This window comes from Pseudoponticoccus marisrubri (assembly GCF_001482405.1).
GTDB lineage: Bacteria > Pseudomonadota > Alphaproteobacteria > Rhodobacterales > Rhodobacteraceae > Pseudoponticoccus > Pseudoponticoccus marisrubri.
The window spans coordinates 47,845-70,585 of record NZ_LPXO01000009.1; the positions used below are offsets into that span (position 1 = coordinate 47,845).

22 protein-coding genes are annotated in these 22,741 nt (G+C 68.7%); 12 read left to right on the forward strand and 10 right to left on the reverse strand.

Annotated features, from left to right (window positions below; all coding sequences use genetic code 11):
* Window positions 1-7: 7 nt before the first annotated feature.
* The 4 genes from AVJ23_RS14575 to AVJ23_RS14590 form a co-directional block, all read right to left on the reverse strand.
* On the reverse strand, window positions 8-772 hold the full coding sequence (locus AVJ23_RS14575; protein ID WP_058862945.1) for an SDR family NAD(P)-dependent oxidoreductase: 765 nt from the start codon (window positions 770-772) through the stop codon (window positions 8-10).
* Between the two features lie 10 nt (window positions 773-782).
* The gene (locus AVJ23_RS14580; RefSeq protein WP_058862946.1) at window positions 783-2,126 is read right to left on the reverse strand and encodes a TRAP transporter large permease; all 1,344 of its coding nucleotides are present in this window, start codon (window positions 2,124-2,126) and stop codon (window positions 783-785) included.
* Window positions 2,119-2,613: a TRAP transporter small permease subunit gene (locus tag AVJ23_RS14585; RefSeq protein ID WP_240484661.1), complete on the reverse strand. Its 495-nt coding sequence runs from the start codon at window positions 2,611-2,613 to the stop codon at window positions 2,119-2,121. Before AVJ23_RS14585 ends, AVJ23_RS14580 begins: the two co-directional genes overlap by 8 nt.
* A gap of 103 nt (window positions 2,614-2,716) precedes the next feature.
* Entirely contained in the window at window positions 2,717-3,751 is a 1,035-nt protein-coding gene (locus tag AVJ23_RS14590; RefSeq protein ID WP_058862948.1) for a TRAP transporter substrate-binding protein, read from the reverse strand.
* A 171-nt stretch (window positions 3,752-3,922) separates the two neighbouring features.
* Here AVJ23_RS14590 and AVJ23_RS14595 point away from each other — a divergent pair, with 171 nt between their 5' ends.
* The 5 genes from AVJ23_RS14595 (at window position 3,923) to AVJ23_RS14615 (ending at window position 8,113) form a co-directional block, all read left to right on the forward strand.
* Window positions 3,923-4,639, forward strand: a complete 717-nt coding sequence (locus tag AVJ23_RS14595) for a GntR family transcriptional regulator (protein WP_058862949.1) — start codon at window positions 3,923-3,925, stop codon at window positions 4,637-4,639.
* Window positions 4,640-4,703: 64 nt separating this feature from the next.
* Window positions 4,704-5,483 (forward strand): SDR family oxidoreductase, encoded by a 780-nt coding sequence (locus AVJ23_RS14600; RefSeq protein ID WP_058862950.1) that lies wholly within the window; start codon window positions 4,704-4,706, stop codon window positions 5,481-5,483.
* Window positions 5,483-6,427 carry a 3-hydroxyacyl-CoA dehydrogenase gene (locus tag AVJ23_RS14605; protein WP_058862951.1) on the forward strand — a complete coding sequence of 315 codons (945 nt, stop codon included), beginning with the start codon at window positions 5,483-5,485 and terminating at the stop codon, window positions 6,425-6,427. Before AVJ23_RS14600 ends, AVJ23_RS14605 begins: the two co-directional genes overlap by 1 nt.
* A gap of 20 nt (window positions 6,428-6,447) precedes the next feature.
* Complete coding sequence (kce, locus tag AVJ23_RS14610) at window positions 6,448-7,383, forward strand: 3,5-dioxohexanoate:acetyl-CoA acetone transferase (RefSeq protein WP_058862952.1); 936 nt, start codon at window positions 6,448-6,450, stop codon at window positions 7,381-7,383.
* Complete coding sequence (locus AVJ23_RS14615; RefSeq protein WP_058862953.1) at window positions 7,370-8,113, forward strand: SDR family oxidoreductase; 744 nt, start codon at window positions 7,370-7,372, stop codon at window positions 8,111-8,113. Before kce ends, AVJ23_RS14615 begins: the two co-directional genes overlap by 14 nt.
* A gap of 18 nt (window positions 8,114-8,131) precedes the next feature.
* Here the strand turns inward: AVJ23_RS14615 and AVJ23_RS14620 are convergent, their stop codons facing one another.
* From AVJ23_RS14620 to AVJ23_RS14640, 5 genes are read right to left on the reverse strand one after another with little or no spacing between them, the layout of a single operon-like run.
* On the reverse strand, window positions 8,132-9,070 hold the full coding sequence (locus AVJ23_RS14620) for an isoaspartyl peptidase/L-asparaginase family protein (protein ID WP_058862954.1): 939 nt from the start codon (window positions 9,068-9,070) through the stop codon (window positions 8,132-8,134).
* Window positions 9,071-9,128: 58 nt separating this feature from the next.
* The gene (locus AVJ23_RS14625) at window positions 9,129-9,875 is read right to left on the reverse strand and encodes an SDR family NAD(P)-dependent oxidoreductase (RefSeq protein ID WP_058862955.1); all 747 of its coding nucleotides are present in this window, start codon (window positions 9,873-9,875) and stop codon (window positions 9,129-9,131) included.
* The gene (locus AVJ23_RS14630) at window positions 9,866-10,876 is read right to left on the reverse strand and encodes a ketopantoate reductase family protein (RefSeq protein ID WP_058862956.1); all 1,011 of its coding nucleotides are present in this window, start codon (window positions 10,874-10,876) and stop codon (window positions 9,866-9,868) included. The genes AVJ23_RS14625 and AVJ23_RS14630 overlap by 10 nt, the downstream gene beginning before the upstream one ends.
* Entirely contained in the window at window positions 10,873-11,574 is a 702-nt protein-coding gene (locus tag AVJ23_RS14635; RefSeq protein WP_058862957.1) for a creatininase family protein, read from the reverse strand. Before AVJ23_RS14635 ends, AVJ23_RS14630 begins: the two co-directional genes overlap by 4 nt.
* Window positions 11,571-12,575 (reverse strand): GntR family transcriptional regulator, encoded by a 1,005-nt coding sequence (locus AVJ23_RS14640; protein ID WP_240484663.1) that lies wholly within the window; start codon window positions 12,573-12,575, stop codon window positions 11,571-11,573. The genes AVJ23_RS14635 and AVJ23_RS14640 overlap by 4 nt, the downstream gene beginning before the upstream one ends.
* 170 nt (window positions 12,576-12,745) lie before the next feature.
* Between AVJ23_RS14640 and AVJ23_RS14645 the strand changes: the two genes are divergently transcribed.
* The 7 genes from AVJ23_RS14645 (at window position 12,746) to AVJ23_RS14675 (ending at window position 21,155) form a co-directional block, all read left to right on the forward strand.
* Window positions 12,746-14,314 carry an ABC transporter substrate-binding protein gene (locus AVJ23_RS14645; protein WP_058862958.1) on the forward strand — a complete coding sequence of 523 codons (1,569 nt, stop codon included), beginning with the start codon at window positions 12,746-12,748 and terminating at the stop codon, window positions 14,312-14,314.
* Between the two features lie 73 nt (window positions 14,315-14,387).
* The gene (locus tag AVJ23_RS14650) at window positions 14,388-15,362 is read left to right on the forward strand and encodes an ABC transporter permease (protein WP_058862959.1); all 975 of its coding nucleotides are present in this window, start codon (window positions 14,388-14,390) and stop codon (window positions 15,360-15,362) included.
* Window positions 15,362-16,300, forward strand: coding sequence for an ABC transporter permease (locus AVJ23_RS14655; RefSeq protein WP_084794610.1), 939 nt, complete (start codon window positions 15,362-15,364; stop codon window positions 16,298-16,300). Before AVJ23_RS14650 ends, AVJ23_RS14655 begins: the two co-directional genes overlap by 1 nt.
* Window positions 16,297-17,268, forward strand: coding sequence for an ABC transporter ATP-binding protein (locus tag AVJ23_RS14660; protein WP_058862960.1), 972 nt, complete (start codon window positions 16,297-16,299; stop codon window positions 17,266-17,268). Before AVJ23_RS14655 ends, AVJ23_RS14660 begins: the two co-directional genes overlap by 4 nt.
* Window positions 17,265-18,278 carry an ABC transporter ATP-binding protein gene (locus AVJ23_RS14665; RefSeq protein ID WP_058862961.1) on the forward strand — a complete coding sequence of 338 codons (1,014 nt, stop codon included), beginning with the start codon at window positions 17,265-17,267 and terminating at the stop codon, window positions 18,276-18,278. Before AVJ23_RS14660 ends, AVJ23_RS14665 begins: the two co-directional genes overlap by 4 nt.
* On the forward strand, window positions 18,275-19,765 hold the full coding sequence (locus tag AVJ23_RS14670) for a carboxypeptidase M32 (protein WP_058862962.1): 1,491 nt from the start codon (window positions 18,275-18,277) through the stop codon (window positions 19,763-19,765). The genes AVJ23_RS14665 and AVJ23_RS14670 overlap by 4 nt, the downstream gene beginning before the upstream one ends.
* Window positions 19,766-20,333: 568 nt before the next feature.
* Complete coding sequence (locus tag AVJ23_RS14675; RefSeq protein WP_205626865.1) at window positions 20,334-21,155, forward strand: hypothetical protein; 822 nt, start codon at window positions 20,334-20,336, stop codon at window positions 21,153-21,155.
* Between the two features lie 379 nt (window positions 21,156-21,534).
* Here the strand turns inward: AVJ23_RS14675 and AVJ23_RS14685 are convergent, their stop codons facing one another.
* Complete coding sequence (locus AVJ23_RS14685; RefSeq protein WP_058862964.1) at window positions 21,535-22,722, reverse strand: GAK system CofD-like protein; 1,188 nt, start codon at window positions 22,720-22,722, stop codon at window positions 21,535-21,537.
* Window positions 22,723-22,741: the final 19 nt, after the last annotated feature.

Consider the following 22,741-nt stretch of genomic DNA (forward strand, 5'->3'; position numbering starts at 1 on the left):
CGCGGGCCTAGCCGCGCATCAGATAGCCGCCATCCACGGGGATCGCGGCACCGGTCACGAAACGCGAGGCCGGCGCGGCAAGGAACAGCACCGTGCCAGCCATCTCCTCCGGCGTGCCCCAGCGGCCCAGCGGCGTGCGCCCGGTCACCCGGTCGTCCAGCCCCGGAATGTCCTGCCGGGCCTGCCGGGTCAGCGGCGTGTCGATCCAGCCGGGCAGCAGGCTGTTGGCCCGGATCCCGTCCGGCGCCCAGGACACCGCCAGGCTGCGGGTGAACTGCACCACCCCGCCCTTGGCCGCGGCATAGGCGCTGCTGGCCTCGTTCGCCAGCACCGACATCATCGAGCCGACGGTGATGATGCGCCCGTCGCCGCCCTCCTTCAGCAGGGGGTAGAGCGCGCGGCAGGTCAGGAAGACCGATTTCAGGTTGGCATCCTGCACCGCGTCCCAGTCGGCGACGCTGAGGTCCTGCGGCGCCATGCGCCGGTTGGTGCCCGCCGCGCAGACCAGCACGTCGAGCCCGCCCAGCCGCTCGGTCACCGCCATCTCGAGCCGCGCGGCATCCTCCTCGGAGCCGGCATCGCCCTGCACGAAATGCACCTCGCCCAAAGGGGCCAGCGCCGTGGCGGCCTCGGCCCCGCGCGTCTCGGAGCGGCCAGTGATGATCACCCGCGCGCCGGCCTCCAGGAAGGCGCGCGCGATGGCTTGGCCGATGCCGCTGGTGCCGCCGGTGACGGTGACCCGGCGGCCCTGCAGGTCGAAGAGATCGGACATGGGCTCTCCCTCAGTTGGCGATGGCGGTGGGCAGCCAGAGCACCAGCGCCGGGAACAGGATGCACAGGCCCAACCCCGTGATCTGGATCAGCACGAAGGGGATGATGCCACGATAGATGTCGGTGATGCGCAGCTCGGGCGGGGCGATGCCGCGCAGATAGAACAGCGCATAGCCGAACGGTGGCGTCAGGAAGGAGGTCTGCAGGTTCACCGCCACCAGAACCGCGAACCAGGTCAGGGTGATGCCGGAATTGCCCAGCCCGAAATCCAGCCCCGCGATGATCGGCGCGAAGAGCGGCAGCACCACGTAGGAGATCTCGATCCATTCCAGGAAGAAGCCCAGCACGAAGATCAGCGCCATGATCAGGAACAGGGTCTGGTAGGGCCCCGAGGCGATGGCCAGCACCGCGTCCTCGATCATGTAATCGCCGCCCACCCGCTTGAAGATCGCGGAAAAGACGGTGGCGCCGATGGCGACGGACAGGATCATGGCGCTGGTCAGCGCGGTTTCCTGCACGCATTCCACAAGGTTCTTGCGGGTCAGCTGGCCCATCACGGCGGCCAGCACCGTGGCCCCCAGCGCGCCGATGGCCGCGGCCTCGGTCGGCGTGGCGACGCCCGCCACGATCGAGCCCAGCACGCCCAGGATCAGCAGCACCGGCGCCACGAGATGTTTCAGCAGGGTGAACATCAGCTCGCCGGTCGGCACCGGGTCGGCCTTCTGCGCGGGCGGCGCCTTGGACGGGTCGAGCCAGGTCGAGATCAGGATATAGGCGGCATAGAGCCCGCCCAGCACCACGCCGGGCAGGATCGCGCCCATGAACAGGTCGCCGATCGAGATCGACAGGATGTCGCCCACCAGCACCAGCATGATCGAGGGCGGGATCAGGATGCCCAGCGTCCCGGCCGAGCAGATCGTGCCCGCGGCCAGCGGCATCGAGTAGTTCTGCTTGATCATCACCGGCAGCGCCATCAGGCCCAGCATGACGACCGAGGCGCCGATGATGCCGGTCGAGGCCGCCATGACGACGCCCACGATGGTCACCGACAGGGCCAGCCCGCCGGGGCGCTGCGCGAACATCTTCTCCAGCGACAGAAGGAGGTTCTTGGCGATGTTGGATTTCTCCAGCATCAGCCCCATGAAGACGAAGAGCGGCACGGCCAGCATCAGCCAGTTGGTCAGCGTGCCGGTGAAGATCCGCGACGAGACGGTGTTGAGGAACACCAGCGGCACGTCGCCGATGAAGGTGAAGAGAATGCCGACCCCGGCCAGCACGAAGGCGACCGGGTAGCCGGTGAAGATCCCTAGGATCAGCACCGCGACCATCGACAGCGGCAGTGCGTATTCAGCCATTTGGGGTCTCCTTGGCGGCGGCGGGGGACAGGATCCGGCCGATATGGACAAGGATGCGCCCGATGCCGGTGATCCCGAGGAAGACGAAGCCGATCGGCAGGAAGGCCTTGACCAGGTAGCGGTCGACGAGCCCGCCGTAATCGGATTTCTCGCCCGTGTTGTACGAGAACTCGACGAAGCTCAGGCTGAGCCAGCCGATGATGACGCAGAAGGGCAGCAGGAAGACCACGTCTCCCAGAAGGTCCAGCACCGCGCGGGTGCGCGGCCCGAGATGGCTGTAGATCATGTCGACGCGGACATGCTTGTCCTGCGCCAGGGCATAGGACATGCCCAGCATGATGATGATGGCCAGCAGGTGCCATTGCAGCTCGGCCAGCCCGTTCAGGGTCAGCTCGTCGCCGAACAGCGGCAGATCGGTCTGCCATGTGGCGATCTGGCCGACCTGGAGCACCGAGCCGATCACGGCGGCCAGCACCAGCGCGATCATCGGCAGCAGGAGCCAGGCCGCGGCGCGTCCTGGCCATGCGCCCGCCGCAACGAGCGCATGACCGACGCGCTCCAGTGAGGAACGCGAAGTCTGCATGGGACTATCAGTCGCCCGACGGGATTTGCTGGAGATCGTCCCAGATCTCGGCCTTGGCCATGTAGGCCTTGATCGACTCGTAGGCCTCGCCGGCGATCGGGTCGTTCGCGGCCGCTTCCTCGAGCACTTCGACCGAGGCCTCGCGCAGCGCGTCAAGCACCTCGTCGGGGAAGCGCTTGGTCTCGACGCCCTGTGCCCGGAATTCGTCGATGATGGCGCCCTGCGGTTCCGGCGCGGCGGCCAGCGACCAGGTCACGGTGGCCTTGCAGGCGGCCATGATCTGGTCCTGCACCTCTTCGCCGAAGCCGTCCCAGACATCCATGTTGATGATCAGCGTGTTCCAGCTGGCCGGCTGGTGCCAACCGGGGAAGTAGTAGTACTTGGCGATCTCGGCAAAGCCCAGCGACTTGTCCACCACGGGCAGCGAGAACTCGGTCGCGTCGATGCGGCCGCGTTCCAGCGCCACGTAGAGCTCGCCGCCGGGGATCAGCTGGGTCGAGGCGCCAAGCTTGTTGAGCACCTGGCCGCCCATGCCCGAGATCCGCATGCGCAGGCCCTGCAGGTCCTCGACCGAGTTGATCTCGGTGTTGAACCAGCCGCCCGGTTCCGGCGCGGTGACGTGGCAGGGCAGCATCTTGATGTTCAGCGGCGTGTAGGCCTGCTGGACGATCTCCATGCCGCCGCCTTCCCACATCCAGCCGGTGAACAGGTCCGGGCCCGGGCCGAAGGGCATGGCGCCGGCCAGACCCGCGACGGGGATCGTGCCGCCCCAGTAGCCCATGAAGTCCCAGCCCGCCGGGATCGCGCCCGAGCTGACCTGGTTGAGCACTTCCAGCGCCGGCACAAGATCGCCCGCGCCGTGCACGCGCAGCTCGACCTCGCCGCCCGTGGCGGTGGCGATGTTCTCGGCCAGGACCTCGGCGCCCTCGCCCAGGAACGGCATGTTCTTGGGGAAGGTGCTGGCAACATCCAGCGTCTCGGCCTGCGCCAGGCTGGTGGTGGCCAGCGCGAAGGCCGTCGAAAGGGTCGCTACGGTTTTCAAATCTGATCCTCCCAGATTGCCCGCGCGGGGCCTGTCTGCCCGCCGGACGGTTTGATTCGTGCCCCCGGACCGGGGGCCGGTTGCGATGGCTGGCGCCGTGGCTGGCTTGACTCCTCGGCCTGCCGGGCGCAAACTGCGATCGCAGATCAACGATAACTGAAGGGCGTGGCAATGCAAGGTGATTCTGTTACCGGTCCGGCAACCGGCGCAGCGCCCCTGAAACGCGACAGCCTGCAGCAGCAGATCTATGACCGTGTGTTCGACGGGCTGGTCTCGGGGTCCTACCTGCCGGGACAGGTGCTCTCGACCCGCGGCATGGCGCAGGAGCTGGGTGTCAGCGCGATGCCCGTGCGCGAGGCGCTGACCCGGCTGACCGCCGAGGGCGCGCTGGAGCTGACCAGCAGCCGCACCCTGCGCGTCCGCGTGCTGACGCCCGAGGATTTCGACGAGATCACCGCGATCCGCGTCAACCTCGAGGGCATGGCGGGCGAGCGCGCCGCCCAGCAGGTGACCGAGCCAGACCTCGACCGCGTGCGCACCCTGCATGCCGAGCTGACCACCGCCGCGCAGGGCGTCGAGACCGACCGCTACCTTGCCGCCAATGCCGCCTTTCACGACGGAATCTACCGCGCCGCGCAATGGCCGCTGCTGCTCAGCATGATCCGGCGGCTGTGGCTGACCGTGGGCCCGGCGATCCGCAACAGCGTGCCCGACCACCAGCACATGGCGACCTCGATGGGCTACCATGACGACGCGCTGCAGGCGCTGGCCGCGCGCAACGCGGCCGGGCTGCGCGCCGCCATCGTGGGCGATATCGAAACCGCCGCCCAGGGCATCCGCGCCCGGTTGGCGGAACCGCCCGAAACACCGCGCCCGCGCACCGGCTGACGGGCCGCACCAGACGATCGGCCGGGATCCGGCCGGACCAAGACCAGAGGGAGGAGACCACCCCATGAGCATCCTTGCGTCCCTGACGCCCCCCAAGGGACTGCGCGTCCTGATCACCGCCGGGGCCGGCGGCATCGGGCAGGCCATCGCCCGCGGCTTTGCCGAGACCGGCGCCCGGGTCCATATCTCGGACGTGGATGCCGAGGCGGTGAAATCCGTCACCGGCGGCGCGATCACCGGCAGCGTGGCCGATGCCTCGGACGAGGCTCAGACCCATGCGCTGTTCGACGCCGCACGCGAGCATCTGGGCGGGCTGGACGTGGTGATCGCCAATGCCGGCGTCGCCGGGCCCACCGCCAATGTCGGCCAGATCAGCCAGGCCGAGTGGGACCAGTGCCTCGAGGTGAACCTGCGCGGCGCCTACCTGGCCGCCCGCTTCGGCGAGGCCGAGCTGAAGGCCAGCCGTGGCAGCTTCATCGCCATGGCCTCGGTCGCGGGGCGTCTGCCCTATGCCTTCCGCACGCCCTATGCCGCCTCGAAATGGGGCGTGGTGGGGCTGGCCAAGAGCCTCGCGGCCGAGCTGGGCCCCGAGGGCGTGCGCGCCAATGCCATCCTGCCCGGCATCGTCAAGGGCCCGCGCATCGACCGCGTGATCCAGGCCCGGGCCGACCAGGTTGGCGTCTCCTTCGAGGAAATGCGCGAGCAGTACCTCGCCAAGGTCTCGCTGCGCCGCATGGTGACGGCCGAGGACATCGCCGCCACCTGCCTGTTCCTCGCCAGCCCGGGCGGGGCCAACATCTCGGGCCAGGCGCTCAGCGTCTGCGGCAACGTGGAGACCCTGTGATGGCGACGACAAGGATTGCCATCGTCGGCAGCGGGTTGATCGGCTGCGCCTGGGCGGTGTCCTTCGCCCGCGGCGGCTGTGACGTGGCGATGTATGACGCCACGCCCGGCGTGGCCGAGGCCGCCCCCGCCCGCATCCGCGAGATGGCCGAAGAGATGCACGGCGTGGACATGCTGCTGGGCGCCACGCCCGAGGACGTGACCGGCCGCATCCGCGTCGCCACGGACCTTGCCGATGCGCTGGACGGCGTGGCCCATGTGCAGGAGAACGTGCCCGAGCGGCTCGAGATCAAGCTGCCGGTCTGGGCCGAGCTCGACGCGCTGGCGCCCGCCGACGCGGTGCTGGCCAGTTCGACCTCGGCGCTGCTGCCCTCGAAATTCACCGAGGAGCTGAAAGGCCGGCATCGCTGCGTCGTGGCGCATCCGATCAACCCGCCCAGCCTGATCCCCGCAGTCGAGGTGGTGCCCGCGCCCTGGACCGACGCGCAGGTGGTCGAACGCACCGCGACCCTGATGGAGCGCATCGGCCAGACCCCGATCCGCATGCAGCGCGAGGTGGACGGCTTCCTGATGAACCGCCTGCAGGGCGCGCTGCTGCAGGAGGCCTTCCGGCTGGTCGAGCAGGGCATCGCCTCGCCCGAGGACGTGGATATCGGCATCCGCGAGGGGCTGGCCCCCCGCTGGGCGCTGATGGGCCCGTTCGAGACCATCGACCTGAACGCCCCCGGCGGCGTGCGCGACTACGTCACCCGCTATGCCGGCATCTACGAGACCATGGCCCCCAGCCAGCGCGACCCCGCCGACTGGACCGGGCCGGCGCTGGAACGAGTCGAGGCAGACCGCCGCGCGGCGCTGCCGCTGGACGAGATCCCGCAGGCCCAGGCCCGGCGCGACTCTCGCCTGATGGCGCTCATGCAATTCCTGCGCGGCAAGGCCCGCCAATAAACCTGATTGGAGACACGACCATGGCGAAACCCACCCGCAAGGTCATCATCAGCTGCGCTGTCACCGGCGCCATCCACACGCCATCCATGTCGCCCCACCTGCCCGTCACCCCGCAGGAGATCATTGCCGACAGCCTGGCCGCGGCCGAGGCCGGCGCCACGATCCTGCACCTGCACGCGCGCGACCCCGAGACCGGCAAGCCGACGCAGGATCCCGACCGCTTCCGCGCCTTCCTGCCGCAGCTCAAGCAGGCCACCGGGGCGGTGCTGAACCTGACCACCGGCGGCTCGCCGCATATGAGCGTCGAGGAACGGATGCGCCCGGCGGCCGAGCTCAAGCCCGAGGTCGCCTCGCTCAACATGGGCTCGATGAATTTCGGGCTCTACCCGATGCTGAACCGCTTCACCGAGTTCACGCATGACTGGGAGCGCCAGCATCTCGAGAACAGCCGCGACCTGGTATTCAAGAACACGTTCAACGACATCCAGCACATCCTCGAGACCGGCAATGCCAATGGCACGCGGTTCGAGTTCGAGTGCTACGACACCTCGCATCTCTACAACCTGGCGCATTTCGTCGACCGGGGCCTGGCCAAGCCGCCCTTCCTTGTCCAGACGGTCTTTGGCCTTCTGGGCGGGATCGGCGCCCATCCCGAGGACGTGGCCCACATGAAGCGCACCGCCGACCGGCTGTTCGGCGACGACTATGTCTGGTCGGTGCTGGGCGCGGGGCGCAACCAGATGAACGTGGCCGCGCAGGCCGCGGCACAGGGCGGCAACGTGCGCGTCGGGCTGGAGGATTCGCTCTGGATCTCGCCGGGCAAGCTGGCCGAGAGCAATGCCGACCAGGTGCGCAAGGCGCGCGAGCTGCTGCAGGGGCTCAGCCTCGAGGTGGCCACGCCGGACGAGGCGCGCCAGATGCTGGACCTGAAAGGGGCCGAGAATGTCGCGTTCTGAGACCTTCCCGGTCGTCGTCACCGGCGGCAGCCGGGGCATCGGCGCGGCCACGGTCGCGCTCATGGCCGGGCGCGGCCACCCGGTGGTCTTCTCCTACGGCTCGGACGACGCTGCGGCCGAGGATCTGGTCGCGCGCGTCTCTGCGGATGGCGGTCAGGCCCTGGCCTGCAAGGGTGACGCCGCCGATCCGGACGCCATCGCCGCACTGTTCGACACATGCGTTCAGCGCTTCGGCGCGCCGGGCGGCGTCTTCGTCAATGCCGGGATCACCGGCCCGGCCTGCACCCTGTCCGAGCTGGCGCCGGCGGATCTGCGCCGCGTGCTGGAGGTCAACGTGGCGGGCAGTTTCCTGACCGCGCAGACGGCGCTGGCCGTCCTGCCGCAGGGCGGCGCCATCGTGCTGATGTCCAGCCGGGCCGCCAAGCTGGGCGGCGGCGGCGAGTGGATCCACTACGCCGCCAGCAAGGGGGCGGTGGACACGCTCTGCATCGGACTGGCACGCGAGGCCGGGCCGCAGGGCATCCGCGTCAACGCCGTGGCGCCGGGTTTGATCGAGACCGGGCTGCACGCCGCGGCCGGCCGGGGCGAGCGGTTGAAGACCGCGGGCACCGCCGTGCCGCTGGGCCGCACCGGCACCCCCGAGGAGGTCGCGCGCACCGTCGCCTGGCTGATGTCGGACGAAGCGGCCTATGTCTCGGGCACCATCGTCGAGATCAGCGGCGGGCGCTGACGCGCCCCCCTGCCCCGCTCAGCTCTCCTCGTAGATCGCCGTCAGCGGGGCCGCGCCCTCGCGCACGCTGGCGCGGTACATGCCCTCGCAGTTGAAGGGCAGCGACAGGTTGCCCTGCGCATCCACCGCGACCACCCCGCCCGAGCCGTCATTGGGCGCGAGGTCCTGCATCACCACGTGGTGCGCCGCCTGGTCCAGCGTCTCGCCCAGGTGGCGCATCCGCGCGCCGATCTCGGCCCCGGCGCTCCAGCGGATGAAAACCTCGCCATGGCCCGTGCCCGAGACCGCGCAGGTGGCGTTGTCGGCGAATGTGCCCGCGCCGGGGATCGGCGTGTCGCCCACCCGGCCCGGCAGCTTGGCGGTCATCCCGCCGGTCGAGGTCGCCGCCGCGAGGTTGCCCGCCCGGTCACAGGCCACCGCGCCCACGGTGCCGTGGCGCCGCGCGGGGTCGTCGTCATCCTCGCCGCGGGCGCGCATCTCCAGCGTGCGCTGCAACGAATCCCAGCGCGGCTGAGTGAAGAAATAGTCGCGGTCGCCGAACGCCAGCCCGGCCTCGCGCGCCAGCTCCAGCGCGTTGGGACCGATCAGGCAGACATGCGGCGTACGCTCCATCACCGCGCGGGCCAGCCGGATCGGGTTCTTCGGCCCGAAGATGCCGGCCACGGCGCCTGCGCGCCGATCGGACCCGTCCATCACGCAGGCATCCATCTCTTGCTGGCCCTCGGTGGTGTAGACCGCACCGCGCCCCGCGTTGAACAGCGGCTCGTCCTCCAACGCGCAGACCGCTTCCGTCACCGCGTCCATCGCGGCGCCGCCGGCGCGCAGCACCGCCTCGCCCGCCTCAAGCGCGCGGGCGAGGCCGTCGTGATAGGCCGCCTCGCGCTCGGGCGTCATCTTGGATTTCAGGATGGTTCCGGCGCCGCCATGCAGGGCCAGCGCGTAGGGTCTGTCGGTCATGTCCGCCTTTCCGCCCGCTTGGTCGCGCGGGGTCGTTTCAAGATGTCCCTGTCTCCGATCATGCGTGGCCGCCGTCAACCGACAGCACCTGTCCGCTGATCCAGCCCGCCTGCGGCGCGGCCAGGAAGCAGACCGCCGCCGCGATGTCGGCGGGCGTGCCCAGCCGGCGCATGTGGATGCCCTGCAGCACGGCCTGCTGTTTCTCGGGGCCGAAGGCCTCCCACTGTTTCGCGGTGGAGGGGTTCGAGATGACGAAGCCCGGCGCGACCGAGTTCACCGTGATCCCCGCCGGGCCCAGCTCCAGCGCCAGCTGCCGGGTCAGCCCGACCAGCGCGTGCTTGGCCGCGGCATAGGCCTGGATGCCGGTCAGGCTGGGCCGCAGACCCGCCCCGGACGAGATGGTGACGATGCGCCCCGCGCCGCGGGTCTTCATGCCCGGCGCCACGGCCTGCGCGCACCACATGGCGGCATCGACATTGGCCTGAAAGATCGCCTGCCAGTCGGGCGTGTCGATCTCTTCGATCGGGCGGCCCACCTGCCCGCGCACGCCGCCGGCCGAGCAGACCAGCCCGTCGATCCGGCCATGCGCGCCGATCACGTCGGCCATGGCGGCATGGGCGCCCTCGCGGCTGCCCAGATCGGCCACGTGCCGCGTGACACCGCCCAGCCCGGCCATGCCGTCCGCGTCGATATCCACCGCGCCCACCGTGGCGCCCGAGGCGACGAGCCGCGCGCAGATCGCCGCGCCGATGCCCTGCGCGGCCCCGGTCACGGCAAATACCTGTCCCGAAAGATCTAGCTGCATACCGCCACCAATTCGTCGACCAGGTCGGCGGATTGCGCGCTCCGTCCCGCCTCGATGTCGTGGATCAGTTCGATCATGCGCACCAGCACCGGCACCTGCAGCCCGTGGCGCTCGGCGATCTCGACCATGATGCCCATCTGCGCATCGACCTCGGTCTTGCGTTTGCGCACGGCGAGGTCGCGCCAGATGCCGGAATGCGTCTTGGCGGTCTTGCGATTGTGCGCGATCATCCGCTCCATCGCCACCTGCATGCCCTGCGCGTCGCGCAGGCGGAAGGCGTCGGGGTCGAACCCGTTGAAGCCCAGCGGCGACACGCCCTCGGCCGCGGCCAGCGCCATCACCTCATGCCCCAGCGCCAGGTAGGCGGCGCGATGCTCGGGGCGGGCCATGGCGTCGGACATGCTGTCAGGCGTCAGCGCGGTGCAGAAGAGCAGCGCGCCATAGCCCATCTTGCCCCAGAGATAGCCCCAGATATTGTCGGTCAGCACGGCGTCGGGTTCGACCACGCGCAACATCGCGTGGATCTCGCGCGCGCGCTCGGTCAGCGTTCCGTCCAGCTCGCCCACCGCGACGGCGGCGCGGTTGCCATAAAGGATGCGGCCCGGCTCCAGCCAGTCGGCGCCGTAATTGACGAAGCAGCCGACGGTCTTCTCGGCCCCGATCCGCGCGGCGATCACCTTCTCATTCAGCCCGTTCTGGGCCGAGACAACATGCCCGCCGGGGGCGAGATGGGGCAGCAGCTGGTCCAGTGCGGCCTCGGTGTGATGCGCCTTGACGGCAAGGATGATGCGGTCGAATTGCCCGCGCAGCGTGTCCGGGGTCGAGGCCGGCAGGACCTGGGTGAATGCCTCGACCGGGCCCTCGATCTGCAGGCCGGGGCCGGACATGGCGGCGACATGTTCGGCCACGATGTCGACCATGTGCACGTCGTGCCCCGCCCGGGCAAGATAGGCGCCGAGGATGCCGCCGATCGCGCCGGCGCCCCAGATCAGCGTGGTCATGCCCAGTCGCCTTCCAGCAGGGCGCGGGTCTCGGCCACGGCGGTGGACCACAGCCGGTCCATCACCTCGTCGGGCTTCTGGTAGTCGCCGCCATAATTGCCGTCGCCCACCAACTGCCGCACCGCGGCGGCATTGCGGTCGCGCAGCCGGTCGAAGGGCACGAAGGGCTTCTGCTCATCGGGCTGCGTCCGGCCGGGCAGCCGCGTCCAGGGGAAGTTCTCCATCCAGCTGGCATGGCTGGCCACCGGGTCGATCTCCTGCACGCAGGCCCAGGTCTGCGGCGCGCGCCACCAGTCGTGAAAGCGGCAGCGGGCGCCGGGATTGTCCTCCATCCACTCCATCGTGGCGGGTTGCACTGGGCTGTTGCCGCCATGGCCGTTGACGATCAGCACCCGGCGGAACCCGGTCTTGTAGAGCGAATCCAGCACGTCGCGCACCAGCGCCGCATAGGTGGTCAGCCGCAGCGAGACGCTGCCGGGGAAATCCATGAAATAGGGGGTCAGCCCGTAGGGTATGGCCGGGAACACCGGCACGCCCAGCGGGTCGGCCGCATCGGCGCCGACCTTCTCGGACAGGATCGAATCCACCGAGAGCGAGAGATAGGCATGCTGCTCGGTCGAGCCCAGCGGCAGAACGCAGCGGTCGTCGGTCTCGAGGTAGCGCTCCACCTCGAACCAGTTCATCTCGGCAATTCTCACGTCACGGGTTCCTTCTTCTTCAGCTTGGCGCGGGCCACCTCGATGGCGGGCAGCAGGTCGCGCCGGACGGACTGGTTGTCGGGGGTGTGGCGGTACTCGAAGGCGGTCAGCCCCTCGGGGATGTCGCGCAGCAGGTACTCGGCCCCGGTGGCGTAGATCAGCACGTCGGCCCGGGCCAGCGCGCGCTCGGCCCCCTCCTCGCCGCGCACCACCATGGCCACCTCGGGCACATGTGGGGCGAAGCGCATGATGCCCGCCTTCATGATGGTCAGGAATTCGGGGAAATAGGTATAGCCCACCACCCGCGCCTCGGTCGGGATCGAGGCCAGCGCGACGCGCGTCGCCTCGTTCGGGATCAGGGTCAGGTCGAAAACCGGGCGGTCGGGAAACAGCGCCTGCACCTGCGGGCGCAGCGTGTGCGGCGCGACGATCATCTCGACATCCTCGGGCGGTGCCTCGGCGATCTCGGACAGGGTGGCGGCCCGGATCGTGTCGCCCTCGTCCAGGCAGGGGCGGATCGCGGCGGCATAGGCTTCGGTCGCGTCGTGGAAATTGCCCACCATCAGCAGCCGCATCGGCGCGCCGCTTTCGGGCCGGGCCATGGACAGGCGCAGCGCGAGCTCGGCCGGGCCGATGCCGCATTCGCGCCCCAACCTGACCAGCTCGGCGATCTTGCGGTCGAGCAGGCGCAACCGTGCACCGCCAGCCGCGCGCGCCGGCGCGGCGCCGCTGACGAAGGTGCCCGAACCGACCCGCGCCTCGATATGGCCGGCCTCCTGCAGGGTGGAATAGACGCCGCTGACGGTGACGGGCGACAGCCCGCAGCGCGCCGCCATGCCGCGCACCGAGGGCAGGCGCGCGCCCGCGGGCAGGTCGCCATTGGCGATGCCGAACTCGATCGCGCCGCGCAGCTGCACCGAAACGGACACGGAACTGCCCCGGTCGATCGCCGTGACGATCCGGTCCAATGCCTGTTCCAACTGTGCCTGCGTATCGGTCATGCTGTAACACTTGCCGAAAAATTCGGGGCTGCCAAGGGAAATTTGCGCTGATTTTCCGGGCGCTGTATCAGATGTTGCAAGGAAAGGTGGAAAACCGTTTCAAAACTGTCTTGACCGATTCAAATTTTCGGCCCTAGTGTTTCATCATAATGTAACACAGGGAGACCAAGATGACATTCACCCCCCTTCGCGGTGCCGTTGCCGCCGTGGCGCTGATCGCCGCCATGCCCGCCGCGGCCGAGGATCTGGTGATCGGCCTGCGCGCCGGCCCCGATTCCATCGACCCGCACTGGTCCACGCTGGGCAGCCAGGCCGAGGCGCTGCGCCATGTCTATGACACGCTGGTGGACGTGGACGACAAGCTGCAGCTCAAGCCCGGGCTGGCCGTCTCGTGGGAGCCGATCGACGACACGACCTGGGATTTCAAGCTGCGCGAAGGCGTGAAATTCCATGACGGCACGGATTTCACCGCCGAGGATGCCAAGTTCTCGATCGAGCGCATCCCCGAGGTGACCGGCCCGATGTCGATGACGCTCTACACCAAGTACGTGGACAGCGTGGAGATCATCGACGACTACACGCTGCGCGTGCACACGAAGGGCATCGCCCCGGCCCTGCCCAACGACTTCACCCGCCTCTTCGTGGTGCCCTCGGAAACCGGCATGGAGGCCGGCAACGAAGAGTTCAACTCGGGCGAGAAGGCGATCGGCACCGGCCCGTTCACCTTCGTGTCGTGGCAGCCCAAGGGCGACCTGGTGCTCGAGAAGTTCGACGGCTGGTGGGGCGGCGAGGTCGCCTGGGACACCGTGACCCGCAAGGAGATCCCCGATGACGCCGCCCGCGTCGCCGCGCTGCGCTCGGGACAGGTGGACCTGATCAACTACGTGCCGGCTTCGGACTACCTGTCGATGCAGAACGACAGCGACCTCGAAACCTTCGTGTCGGATTCGGTCTACATCCTGAACGTCCAGCCCAGCCAGGCACAGCCGCTGCCGCAGAAGGTGCGCGTCAACGGCGAGGAGATCGACGACAACCCGCTGGCCGACCTGCGCGTGCGCAAGGCGCTGGACCTGGCCATCAACCGTGACGTGCTGGTCAATGTCGTGCTGGAAGGGCTGGGCACGCCCGCCAACCAGCTGATGCCCGAGGGCTTCTTCGGCTATACCGACGAGATCGGCGCCAAGCCCTATGACATCGAGCAGGCCAAGGAACTGCTGGCCGAGGCGGGCTATCCCGACGGGTTCGAGATCGACTTCACCTGCACCAACAACCGCGTGCCCGGCGATGCTGTGGTCTGCGAAGCGCTGGCGCAGATGTGGTCCCGGCTGGGCCTGACGGTGAACGCGCAGGCGCTGAACGGCACGGTCTTCTTCCCGGCGGCGGCGCGCAAGGAATACTCAATGGCGATGTCGGCCTGGGGCACGCTGACCGGCGAGGCCGCCTATACCTACGGCGCCATGATCCGCACGCCGGATGCCGAGAAGGGCTTTGGCAACTTCAACCGCACCGACTACTCGAACCCCGAGTTCGACGCGGTGTTCGACGAGGGCGCGCAGACCCTCGACGCCGAGGAGCGCCGCGCGCTCTATGAAGAGGCCTCGCTGATCGCGATGGAAGACCGCGCGCTGATCCCCACGGTGATCCTGCAGACCGTCTGGGCCGCCGATGCCGACACGCTGGATTTCACCGCCCGTGTCGACCAGGAGACCCGCGCCTACGAGATCATGCCCGCAGAGTGATCCAGTGACGGGGGGGCCGGGCGATCCGGCCCCCCTGCCTTCTTCCCCCGCCGTCGCCAGAATAGGGAGTGACATGCTCGGTTATCTCATCCGCAGGCTCGCCCAGGCGGTGGTCGTGGTCTTTGCCATGTCGATCATCGTCTTTGTCGGCGTCTATGCCATCGGCAACCCGATCGACGTGCTGATCGACCCCGGCGCCACGCAGGAGATCCGCGCCAAGCTGATCGCCCAGTACGGGCTGGACCAGCCGCTGTGGCGGCAGTATTTCACCTTCCTTGCCAACGTGGCCCAGGGCGACATGGGCACCTCGATGGTCTACAACATCCCCGTGGTGGACCTGGTGTTCTCGCGCCTGCCCGCCACGCTGGAGCTGGTCCTCGTGTCGATCATGATCGCCACCTGCATCGGCATCCCGGCCGGGCTCTATGCCGGATACCGCCCCGACAGCATCGCCGCCAAGGCGATCATGGCCCTGTCCGTGCTGGGCTTTTCCGTGCCGACCTTCTGGATCGGAATGCTGCTGATCATGACCTTCGCGGTGAATCTCGGCGTGCTGCCCTCGGGTGGGCGCGGCGACGTGGGCAGCTTTCTGGGCATCAACACCTCGCTGGCCACGCTGGATGGCTGGAGCCACGTGATCCTGCCCGCCATCAACTTGTCGCTGTTCAAGATGGGGCTGATGATCCGCCTGACCCGCGCCGGCATGGTCGAGGCGATGCGCACCGATTACGTGAAATTCGCCCGCGCGCAGGGGCTGACCGACCGCGAGATCATCTTCAGCCACGTGCTGCGCAACATCTCGATCCCGATCGTCACCGTCTTCGGGCTGGAGCTGGGATCGACCCTGGCCTTTGCCGTGGTCACCGAGAGCGTCTTCACCTGGCCCGGCGTCGGCAAGCTGATCATCGACTCGATCCTGCAGCTCGACCGGCCGGTGATGGTCACCTACCTCGTGCTGGTGGTGATCCTCTTCGTGCTGATCAACCTCGTGGTCGACCTTGTCTATGCCCGTCTCGACCCTCGCGTGCGCCTGAAAGGAGGGGCCTGATGTCCGACACCCTGAGCCCCGAAAGCGCGACCCTGGCCACCCCGGCCGCGGCGCGCACCGACAGCCGCGCCACGCGGCTGCGCAACTTCTGGTCGGATTTCCGCCGCTCGCCGGTGGCGGTGGTGTCGCTGGTCGTGATCGTCGTGCTGGCCGCGCTGTCCTTCGGCGCGCCCTGGGTGGTGCCGCAGAACCCCTATGACATGGCCAGCCTCGACTGGCTGGACGCCTTCCTCGCCCCCGGCACGGTGGGCTCGGGCGGCTACACCCACCTTCTGGGCACCGACAATGCCGGGCGCGACATGCTGTCGGCGATCTTCTACGGGCTGCGCACCAGTTTCGTCATCGGGCTGAGCGCCGGGGCGCTGGCGCTGATGGTGGGCATCTGCGTGGGCCTCAGCGCGGCCTATTTCGGCGGCCGGGTGGAAAGCCTGCTGATGCGCATCGTCGATCTGCAGCTGTCGATGCCGGCGATCCTGCTGGCGCTGGTGCTGGTCGCCATGCTGGGCCAGGGCGTGGCGCAGATCATCCTGGCGCTGGTCGTCGCGCAATACGCCTATTTCGCCCGCACCACCCATGGCGCCGCCACGGTGGAGCGCGGCAAGGACTATATCGAGGCCGCCCGCTCGACCCCGCTGCCCACGCGCCGGGTGCTGTTCCGCCACCTGCTGCCCAACGTGCTGCCGCCGCTGATCGTGGTGGCCACGGTGCAGGTGGCCAGCGCCATCGCGCTGGAGGCGACGCTGTCCTTCCTGGGCGTGGGCCTGCCGCTGACCGAACCCTCGTTGGGCTCGCTGATCTCGAACGGGTTCAAGTACATCCACACGGACCGCACATGGCTGTCCATCTACCCGGGGATTTTCCTGATGATCACCGTCGTTGCCATCAACCTCGTGGGCGACCAGGTGCGCCACGTGCTGGACCCGAGGAACCAGCGATGAGCGGCGCCGCGCTGGAGGTCCGGGGCCTGACCACCCGGTTCGAGACCCGCGGCGGCATGGTGACCGCGGTGAACGATGTCAGCTTTTCGGTCCAGCCGGGCCGGATCATGGGGCTGGTGGGCGAGAGCGGCTCGGGCAAGAGTGTCACCGGCTTCTCGATCCTCGGCCTGATCGACAAGCCCGGCGAGATCTCGGGCGGCGAGGTGCTGATCGACGGCGAGGACCTGCGCCGCATGACGCCCGACGCGCTGCGCCGGATGCGCGGGCGGCGCGTGTCGATGGTCTTCCAGGACCCGATGATGACGCTGAACCCGGTGCTGCGGGTGGGCGACCAGATGGCCATGGCGGTGCGCGTGCATGACCGCGTGTCCAAGCGCGCCGCCTGGGAGCGCGCCCGCGCCGCGCTGGAGACCGTGGGCATCCCCGCCCCGGCCGAGCGGCTGCGCGCCTATCCGCACCAGCTGTCGGGGGGGATGCGCCAGCGCGTGGCCATCGCCACCGCGCTGCTGCACCGCCCCTCGGTCATCATCGCCGACGAGCCGACCACCGCTCTGGATGTCTCGATCCAGGGCCAGATCCTGGCCGAGGTGCGCCGGCTGGCCGACGAGACCGGCACCGCCATCGTCTGGGTCACGCATGACCTGGCCGTGGTCTCCTCGCTCGCCGACGACATCTGCGTGATGTATGCCGGGCGCATCGTGGAGAGCGGCACCGCCGAGGCGGTGATCGGCGCGCCGCGCCATCCCTATACGCGCGGTCTGATCGACAGCGTGCCTTCGCTGCACCCGCCGGGCCAGCCGCTGCCGCAGATCCCCGGCGCCACGCCGCAGCTGTCGCACCTGCCGGCGGGCTGCCCGTTCCGGCCGCGCTGCCCCAAGGCCAGCGATCTCTGCCGGACCGATCCGCCGCGCTTCGGCCGCGACCACCCGGTGCTGTGCCACCATCCCCTGACCGAGGAGCCCGCATGACCCTGCTGTCCGTCGAGCGCGTGTCCAAGCGCTTTGCCAAGACGCCCGGCCTGCTGGGCCGCGCCATCGACCGGCTGACGGGCGAAAGCTCGGCCGAGACGGTGCATGCCCTGACCGGGATCGACCTGTCGGTCGCCCGCGGCGAGGTACTGGGCCTTGTGGGCGAATCCGGCTGCGGCAAGTCCACGCTGGGTCGCATCGTGGCGGGCATCCACACCCCGACCGAGGGGCGCGTGACGCTGGACGGCCAGCCCGTCGCCCGCGACCGCGGCAGCAACGTGCAGAAGCTGACCACCGCGGTACAGATGATCCACCAGGACCCGTTCGCCAGCCTCGATCCGCGCATGAAGGTGGGCGAGACGATCTCCGAGGGGCCGCGCCTGCACGGCATCTGGAGCGCCGCCGAGACGCCGGCCCGCGTGCAGGCCCTGCTGGAGCAGGTCGGGCTGGAGGGCGCTTATGCCAACCGGCTGCCACACCAGTTCTCGGGCGGGCAGCGCCAGCGTATCGCGATTGCCCGCGCGCTGGCCATGGCGCCGGAACTCTTGGTGCTGGACGAGGCGGTCGCCTCGCTCGACGTGTCGATCCAGGCGCAGGTGCTGAACCTGTTCATGGACCTGCGCAAGCGGCTTGACCTGACCGCGCTGTTCATCAGCCACGACCTGTCGGTGGTACGCCATGTCTGCGACCGGGTGGCGATCATGTATCTGGGCCGGGTGGTGGAACTGGCCGGGGCCGAGGATCTCTATGCCGCGCCGGCCCATCCCTATACCCGCGCGCTCTTTGCCTCGGTGCCGACGCTGGGCACCGGCCGCGCCGCCTTCCAGCCGATCAAGGGCGAGATCCCCTCGCCACTCGACCCGCCCTCGGGCTGCGCCTTCCACCCGCGCTGCCCCTTTGCCGGGCCGCGCTGCCGCGCGGAAGTGCCCGCGCTGACCTCCAGCGAGACGGGCCAGGTGGCCTGCCATCTCAACGATGGTGGCACCGGCGCGGAAAGGGACGCGGCATGAGCACCTTCGAGACGCTGACCGGCCGGGTGAACGACGTGCTCTGCGCGGTGAACGCGCTGCAATGGGATGCCCGCGTGATGATGCCGCCGGGCGGGGCCGAGACGCGCGGCCAGCAGATCGCCACGCTGAAGGGCCTGGCGCGGCAGATGATCCTGGCCCCCGAGATGGGCGACGCAGCCGAGGCCGCGCTGGAGGCCGCCACGACCGAGACTGACCACCGCGCGGCGCAGGCCGTGCTGGAGGCGCGCGCCTACCATGCCCGCCTGCCCGCGTCGCTGTTGCAGGCGCAGGCCGAGAGCGCCGCCATCGCCAATGCCGCCTGGGTCGAGGCACGGGCGCGCTCGGATTTCGCGATCTTCCGCCCGCACCTGGAACGCTCGGTCGCGCTGGCCCGGCAACAGGCCGAGGCGCTGGGATATGACGGCCACCCCTACGATCCCATGGTCGACCTGTTCGAACCGGGCGAAACCGCGGCCTCGCTGAGTGCGCTCTTCGACGAGCTGCGCGCGGGGCTGCGGCCGATCCTCGATGCCGCGCTGGGGCGCCCTGCCCCGCGGCGCGACTTCCTGTTCCGCGACTTCCCCGTCGCCGAGCAGCAGCGCTTCTGCCACGAGATCGCCGGCGCCATGGGGTTCGATTTCGACCGCGGCCGCCTGGACACCACGGTGCACCCGTTCGAGATCAGCCAGACGCGCAACGATGTGCGCATCACCTCGCGCTGGACCCCCGGCTACCTGCCCATGGCGATTTTCGGCAGTCTGCACGAAACCGGCCACGGTTTGTACGAACTGGGCGTCGACCCGGGGCTGACCCGCTCGGTCCATGCCACCGACCTACGCGGGCTCTACGCGGTGGGCGGCACCAGTTTCGGCATGCATGAAAGCCAGTCGCGGTTGATCGAGAACCATGTCGGCCGGTCGCCCGCCTTCTGGGCGCGGCATTTCGGCCGGCTGCGCGATACCTTCCCCGAGCAGTTGGGCGACGTCACGCTCGAGGATTGGCTGGCCGCGATCAACTGCGCGCAGCCCGGCTTCATCCGGATCGAGGCGGACGAGCTGACCTATGACCTGCACATCATGCTGCGGGTGCGCATCGAGATGGCGCTGATGGATGGCAGCCTTGAGGTGGCCGAGGTGCCCGGCGTCTGGGCCGAGGCGATGGCGCAGGATCTTGGCCTGAAGGTGCCCGACGATGCCCGTGGCTGCCTGCAGGACGTGCATTGGTCGCACAACTACTTCGGCTCCTTCCCGACCTACACGATCGGCAACCTGACCGCCGCGCGGCTCTTTGCGCAGCTGCAGCAGGACCCGGCCATCGCCACCGGCCTCGCACAGGGCGACTACGCGCCGCTGCGCAGCGCGTTGCAGGCACAGGTCTGGAGACATGGCCGCGCGCGCAGCCGGCGCGAGCTGCTGGAGACCGCCGCGCCCGAGATCGGCGAGACCGAGGCCTATCTCGCACACCTGCACGACAGGTTCGCCGCCTGAGCCGCCTTATGGCCGATTTCCGCGCCCCCCTTGGGCGCGGGCACAGCTCTAGGGGCCATGGCGTCGCGGATCACCAGATCCGAACCGCACGCCCGCAGAGCGGAAATCCCCATCGTTTCAGCGCATTGAAAGACGGGCTTTGCGCGCTGCGCGAAGGGCCCTGCCAGGCTACTTCGCCCCGGGTGCCATGCCCCCATCACGGCGTTCACGCGGTCAGATCCACACCATGTCAAAGGGCGTTGCTGGTCTTGGCATGCAGACGTAGAGGGTGACCGCGGCCAGACCTCAGGCGGCCGCAACTGAACAACAACACGAACGAGCAGATCTTGACCGTCAATCGTTTCCTCGTTTCGGCTGCCTTTGGGCTGAGCATTCTGGCACATCATGGCGCGGCGGAGGGGCGGGAGAACCCGGCCAACCGCTACCTGGACGCCTTCACGCCCCATCAATCCGCCTCTTGTCCCGTTGTCACGGACCAGATCGCGCATTTTGTCCATTTCGCCCGGGACAGGGCAGGCATCGAAGGGCATCCCTTGTTGGATCACGAGGCCTTCGGGGGGCACAGATCATGTACTCCTGGCGCGATCTCGAGCCTGAGCGCGGGGTTTACGACTTCTCGATCATCGCCGAGGATCTGGCCTATCTCGACAGCCATGACAAAGGGCTTTGGGTGCAGTTGCAGGATGCCTCGTTCATGCCGACCCATCGGCCCGTCCCCGACTATCTGTTGACGGATGAATTCGGCGGAGGCGTTGCCGCTCAGCTGACCGAGGACGGCGATTTTCAAGGCTGGGTTGCGCGACGTTGGGACCTAGCTGTCGCGGAACGGTTCGACGCGCTGATTGCGGAACTGGGCAAGGAATTCGACGGGCGCAGCGCGGGAATCAATCTCCAGGAAACCGCCATCGGGGTGGCCGGCAACGCCCCCGGTTTCGCGCCCGAACACTACGCGGCGGCCATCCGGGCGCGGATGGATGTGCTCGGGGCGGCTTTCGAGCGTTCACCGGCGATCATCTACGCGAAATTCATGCCCGACGAATGGCTGCCGTGGCAGGACGAAGGGTATCTGCGCAGCATCTACACTCTCGCGGCGGATGCGGGCGTGGGTCTTGGCGCGCCCGACCTGCTTCCCACGCGCAAAGGCCAACTGAACCACGCCCTTGGTCTGCTGCACGAACTCGCACCTCCGGTGCCGCGCGGCATTGCCGTGCAGGACGGCAACTATATCGGAGAGACGGGCTCCAAGGCCATTCAGGACAAGAGGCCAAACATCGTGCCGGCCCTGGTGAGTTTTGCAGATGACTTCCTTGACCTCGATTACATGTTCTGTGTCAATCAGCCGCCCTATTTCGAAGAGGACGTGCTGGGGTGCTTCCCGGCCGATCCGTAGCGCGGGCACAAATGACGGAGGTGATGGGTGCGATGAGCGAGTGTTCTCCACAAGAATGAGAGCCAAGCGATGACACGCCCAACCCACAATGCCGATAATTGGGCGCGGAAAACGGATACCCTTTACCCGAAATAATCAGGCGGCTCCCTCGGAAGAGCAGCAATAGAGACCCGTTGCGATGCCGCTGCGTCGACAGGTTCAAGCGAGCGTCAGCTCGTCTCCTATAGCCCCAAGCGCGACCATCGCCATGAACTCGACGGCAAAACCCTTCACTCCCCCGCCACGCCGTTTTTTCCGCCATCCTTGACGGCAGGCGTGACAGGATGCCTTGCTCTCGAGGATCGCCTCACTCACCGACCCCCGCGGCGCGGCCGCCATGTCAGCTCAGGGAAACGAGCACCCGTGATACGGCTTCTACGTCGTAGATGCCTTTTCGCGTGTCCCGGAGTGGCAGGCGCAGGCAGGGGATGCCGTGGTGCCTTGTCACCGCGTCGCAGTCGGCGTGAGACACGGAGCGGTCGCAGAGCACGTGGGTCATCAGCGTCTCGGTGCCCGCATCCGGACCTGCATCGCGCTGCATCGGATCGAGGATCGCCCGGACCTGTTCGGACAGCGTCAGGCCGGGGGCTTCCGGGTCGGGGCCGAGGCTGGGCAGGTAGACCTTGGGGATGCGGCACCGTGCCACCGTGCGCCCGACGCCGGTGGGCAGAAGATTCGCGATGACGGAAGAATAGAGGCTGCCCGGAGGGTAGCAGATCAGCTCTGCCTGTTCGATCAGGCGACGGTTGCGTTTTGGCAGGGCGACCTCCACCGGGGCGCCCGTGCCGACATCTTCGACCAGGAACAGCTCGGCAACGGGCGCGTCAATCGGCGCAAGCTCCTTGCCGGTCAGCGCCCGCTGCCCCAGCACCGTCTGACCGGTCTCGAGCGTGGCGCCGAGATGCAGGTTCTCGTCGACGATGGCACGCACGATCCCGCGCACATCGACCATCTTGGACATCATGAACAGCACCGGCTCCAACGCACGCCCGTGGCTCAGGTAGCCGCCGGCGAGGATCAGGTTGCCGATGCTGGCGTTGCGATAGTCGAACCCCTCGGGCACGGCATCGAGAAAGCTGTCGAGCTGGGCACAGACAAGCTGGCGCATCGGCCTGGCGATGGCGGACATCAGCGGGTGCTTGCCGCGCCGGAGCCTGTCGACCATGTCGCGCAGTTCGGCCCGCGACGCGTCCGCCGGCAGCCGGCAGCTGAAGAGCGCGTAGACATCCGGCTGACCCAGCACCGTCTCGTCCGCCAGTGCCATCAGCCGCGACCGCAGATCCCCCACCGCCGGCATGTCGAAGGCCAGCCGCAATTCCTGCGAGCTGCCGCCGCTGTCGAAGGGCGTGATCAGGTGCATCGTGTTGTAGCTGTAGCGCTTCAGCCGCCGGGCGATGCCGTTCAACGCGCTGCCGCCGCTGAAGAACAGGATGCGCGGCCCGAGATGCGGTGCGCTTTGCGCACGTGCGACGCGCAGATCGTCGGGCAGCATCACCTGTCGCGTCAGCGTGATCGGGCTTGGTTTCATGGTCCTGCCTGGCATTGGC

Excerpts from the sequence above, each read along its gene's own strand:
- AVJ23_RS14595 (WP_058862949.1), top strand. The coding sequence starts at position 3,923 with ATGCAAGGTGATTCTGTTACCGGTCCGGCAACCGGCGCAGCGCCCCTG.
- AVJ23_RS14645 (WP_058862958.1), top strand. The coding sequence starts at position 12,746 with ATGACATTCACCCCCCTTCGCGGTGCCGTTGCCGCCGTGGCGCTGATC.
- AVJ23_RS14585 (WP_240484661.1), bottom strand. The coding sequence starts at position 2,613 with ATGATCGCGCTGGTGCTGGCCGCCGTGATCGGCTCGGTGCTCCAGGTC.
- AVJ23_RS14640 (WP_240484663.1), bottom strand. The coding sequence starts at position 12,575 with ATGACCGATACGCAGGCACAGTTGGAACAGGCATTGGACCGGATCGTC.
- AVJ23_RS14605 (WP_058862951.1), top strand. The coding sequence starts at position 5,483 with ATGGCGACGACAAGGATTGCCATCGTCGGCAGCGGGTTGATCGGCTGC.
- AVJ23_RS14575 (WP_058862945.1), bottom strand. The coding sequence starts at position 772 with ATGTCCGATCTCTTCGACCTGCAGGGCCGCCGGGTCACCGTCACCGGC.
- AVJ23_RS14630 (WP_058862956.1), bottom strand. The coding sequence starts at position 10,876 with ATGACCACGCTGATCTGGGGCGCCGGCGCGATCGGCGGCATCCTCGGC.
- AVJ23_RS14620 (WP_058862954.1), bottom strand. The coding sequence starts at position 9,070 with ATGACCGACAGACCCTACGCGCTGGCCCTGCATGGCGGCGCCGGAACC.
- AVJ23_RS14580 (WP_058862946.1), bottom strand. The coding sequence starts at position 2,126 with ATGGCTGAATACGCACTGCCGCTGTCGATGGTCGCGGTGCTGATCCTA.
- AVJ23_RS14625 (WP_058862955.1), bottom strand. The coding sequence starts at position 9,875 with ATGCAGCTAGATCTTTCGGGACAGGTATTTGCCGTGACCGGGGCCGCG.
- AVJ23_RS14660 (WP_058862960.1), top strand. The coding sequence starts at position 16,297 with ATGAGCGGCGCCGCGCTGGAGGTCCGGGGCCTGACCACCCGGTTCGAG.
- AVJ23_RS14665 (WP_058862961.1), top strand. The coding sequence starts at position 17,265 with ATGACCCTGCTGTCCGTCGAGCGCGTGTCCAAGCGCTTTGCCAAGACG.
- AVJ23_RS14600 (WP_058862950.1), top strand. The coding sequence starts at position 4,704 with ATGAGCATCCTTGCGTCCCTGACGCCCCCCAAGGGACTGCGCGTCCTG.
- kce (WP_058862952.1), top strand. The coding sequence starts at position 6,448 with ATGGCGAAACCCACCCGCAAGGTCATCATCAGCTGCGCTGTCACCGGC.
- AVJ23_RS14655 (WP_084794610.1), top strand. The coding sequence starts at position 15,362 with ATGTCCGACACCCTGAGCCCCGAAAGCGCGACCCTGGCCACCCCGGCC.
- AVJ23_RS14615 (WP_058862953.1), top strand. The coding sequence starts at position 7,370 with ATGTCGCGTTCTGAGACCTTCCCGGTCGTCGTCACCGGCGGCAGCCGG.
- AVJ23_RS14670 (WP_058862962.1), top strand. The coding sequence starts at position 18,275 with ATGAGCACCTTCGAGACGCTGACCGGCCGGGTGAACGACGTGCTCTGC.
- AVJ23_RS14675 (WP_205626865.1), top strand. The coding sequence starts at position 20,334 with ATGTACTCCTGGCGCGATCTCGAGCCTGAGCGCGGGGTTTACGACTTC.
- AVJ23_RS14650 (WP_058862959.1), top strand. The coding sequence starts at position 14,388 with ATGCTCGGTTATCTCATCCGCAGGCTCGCCCAGGCGGTGGTCGTGGTC.
- AVJ23_RS14685 (WP_058862964.1), bottom strand. The coding sequence starts at position 22,722 with ATGAAACCAAGCCCGATCACGCTGACGCGACAGGTGATGCTGCCCGAC.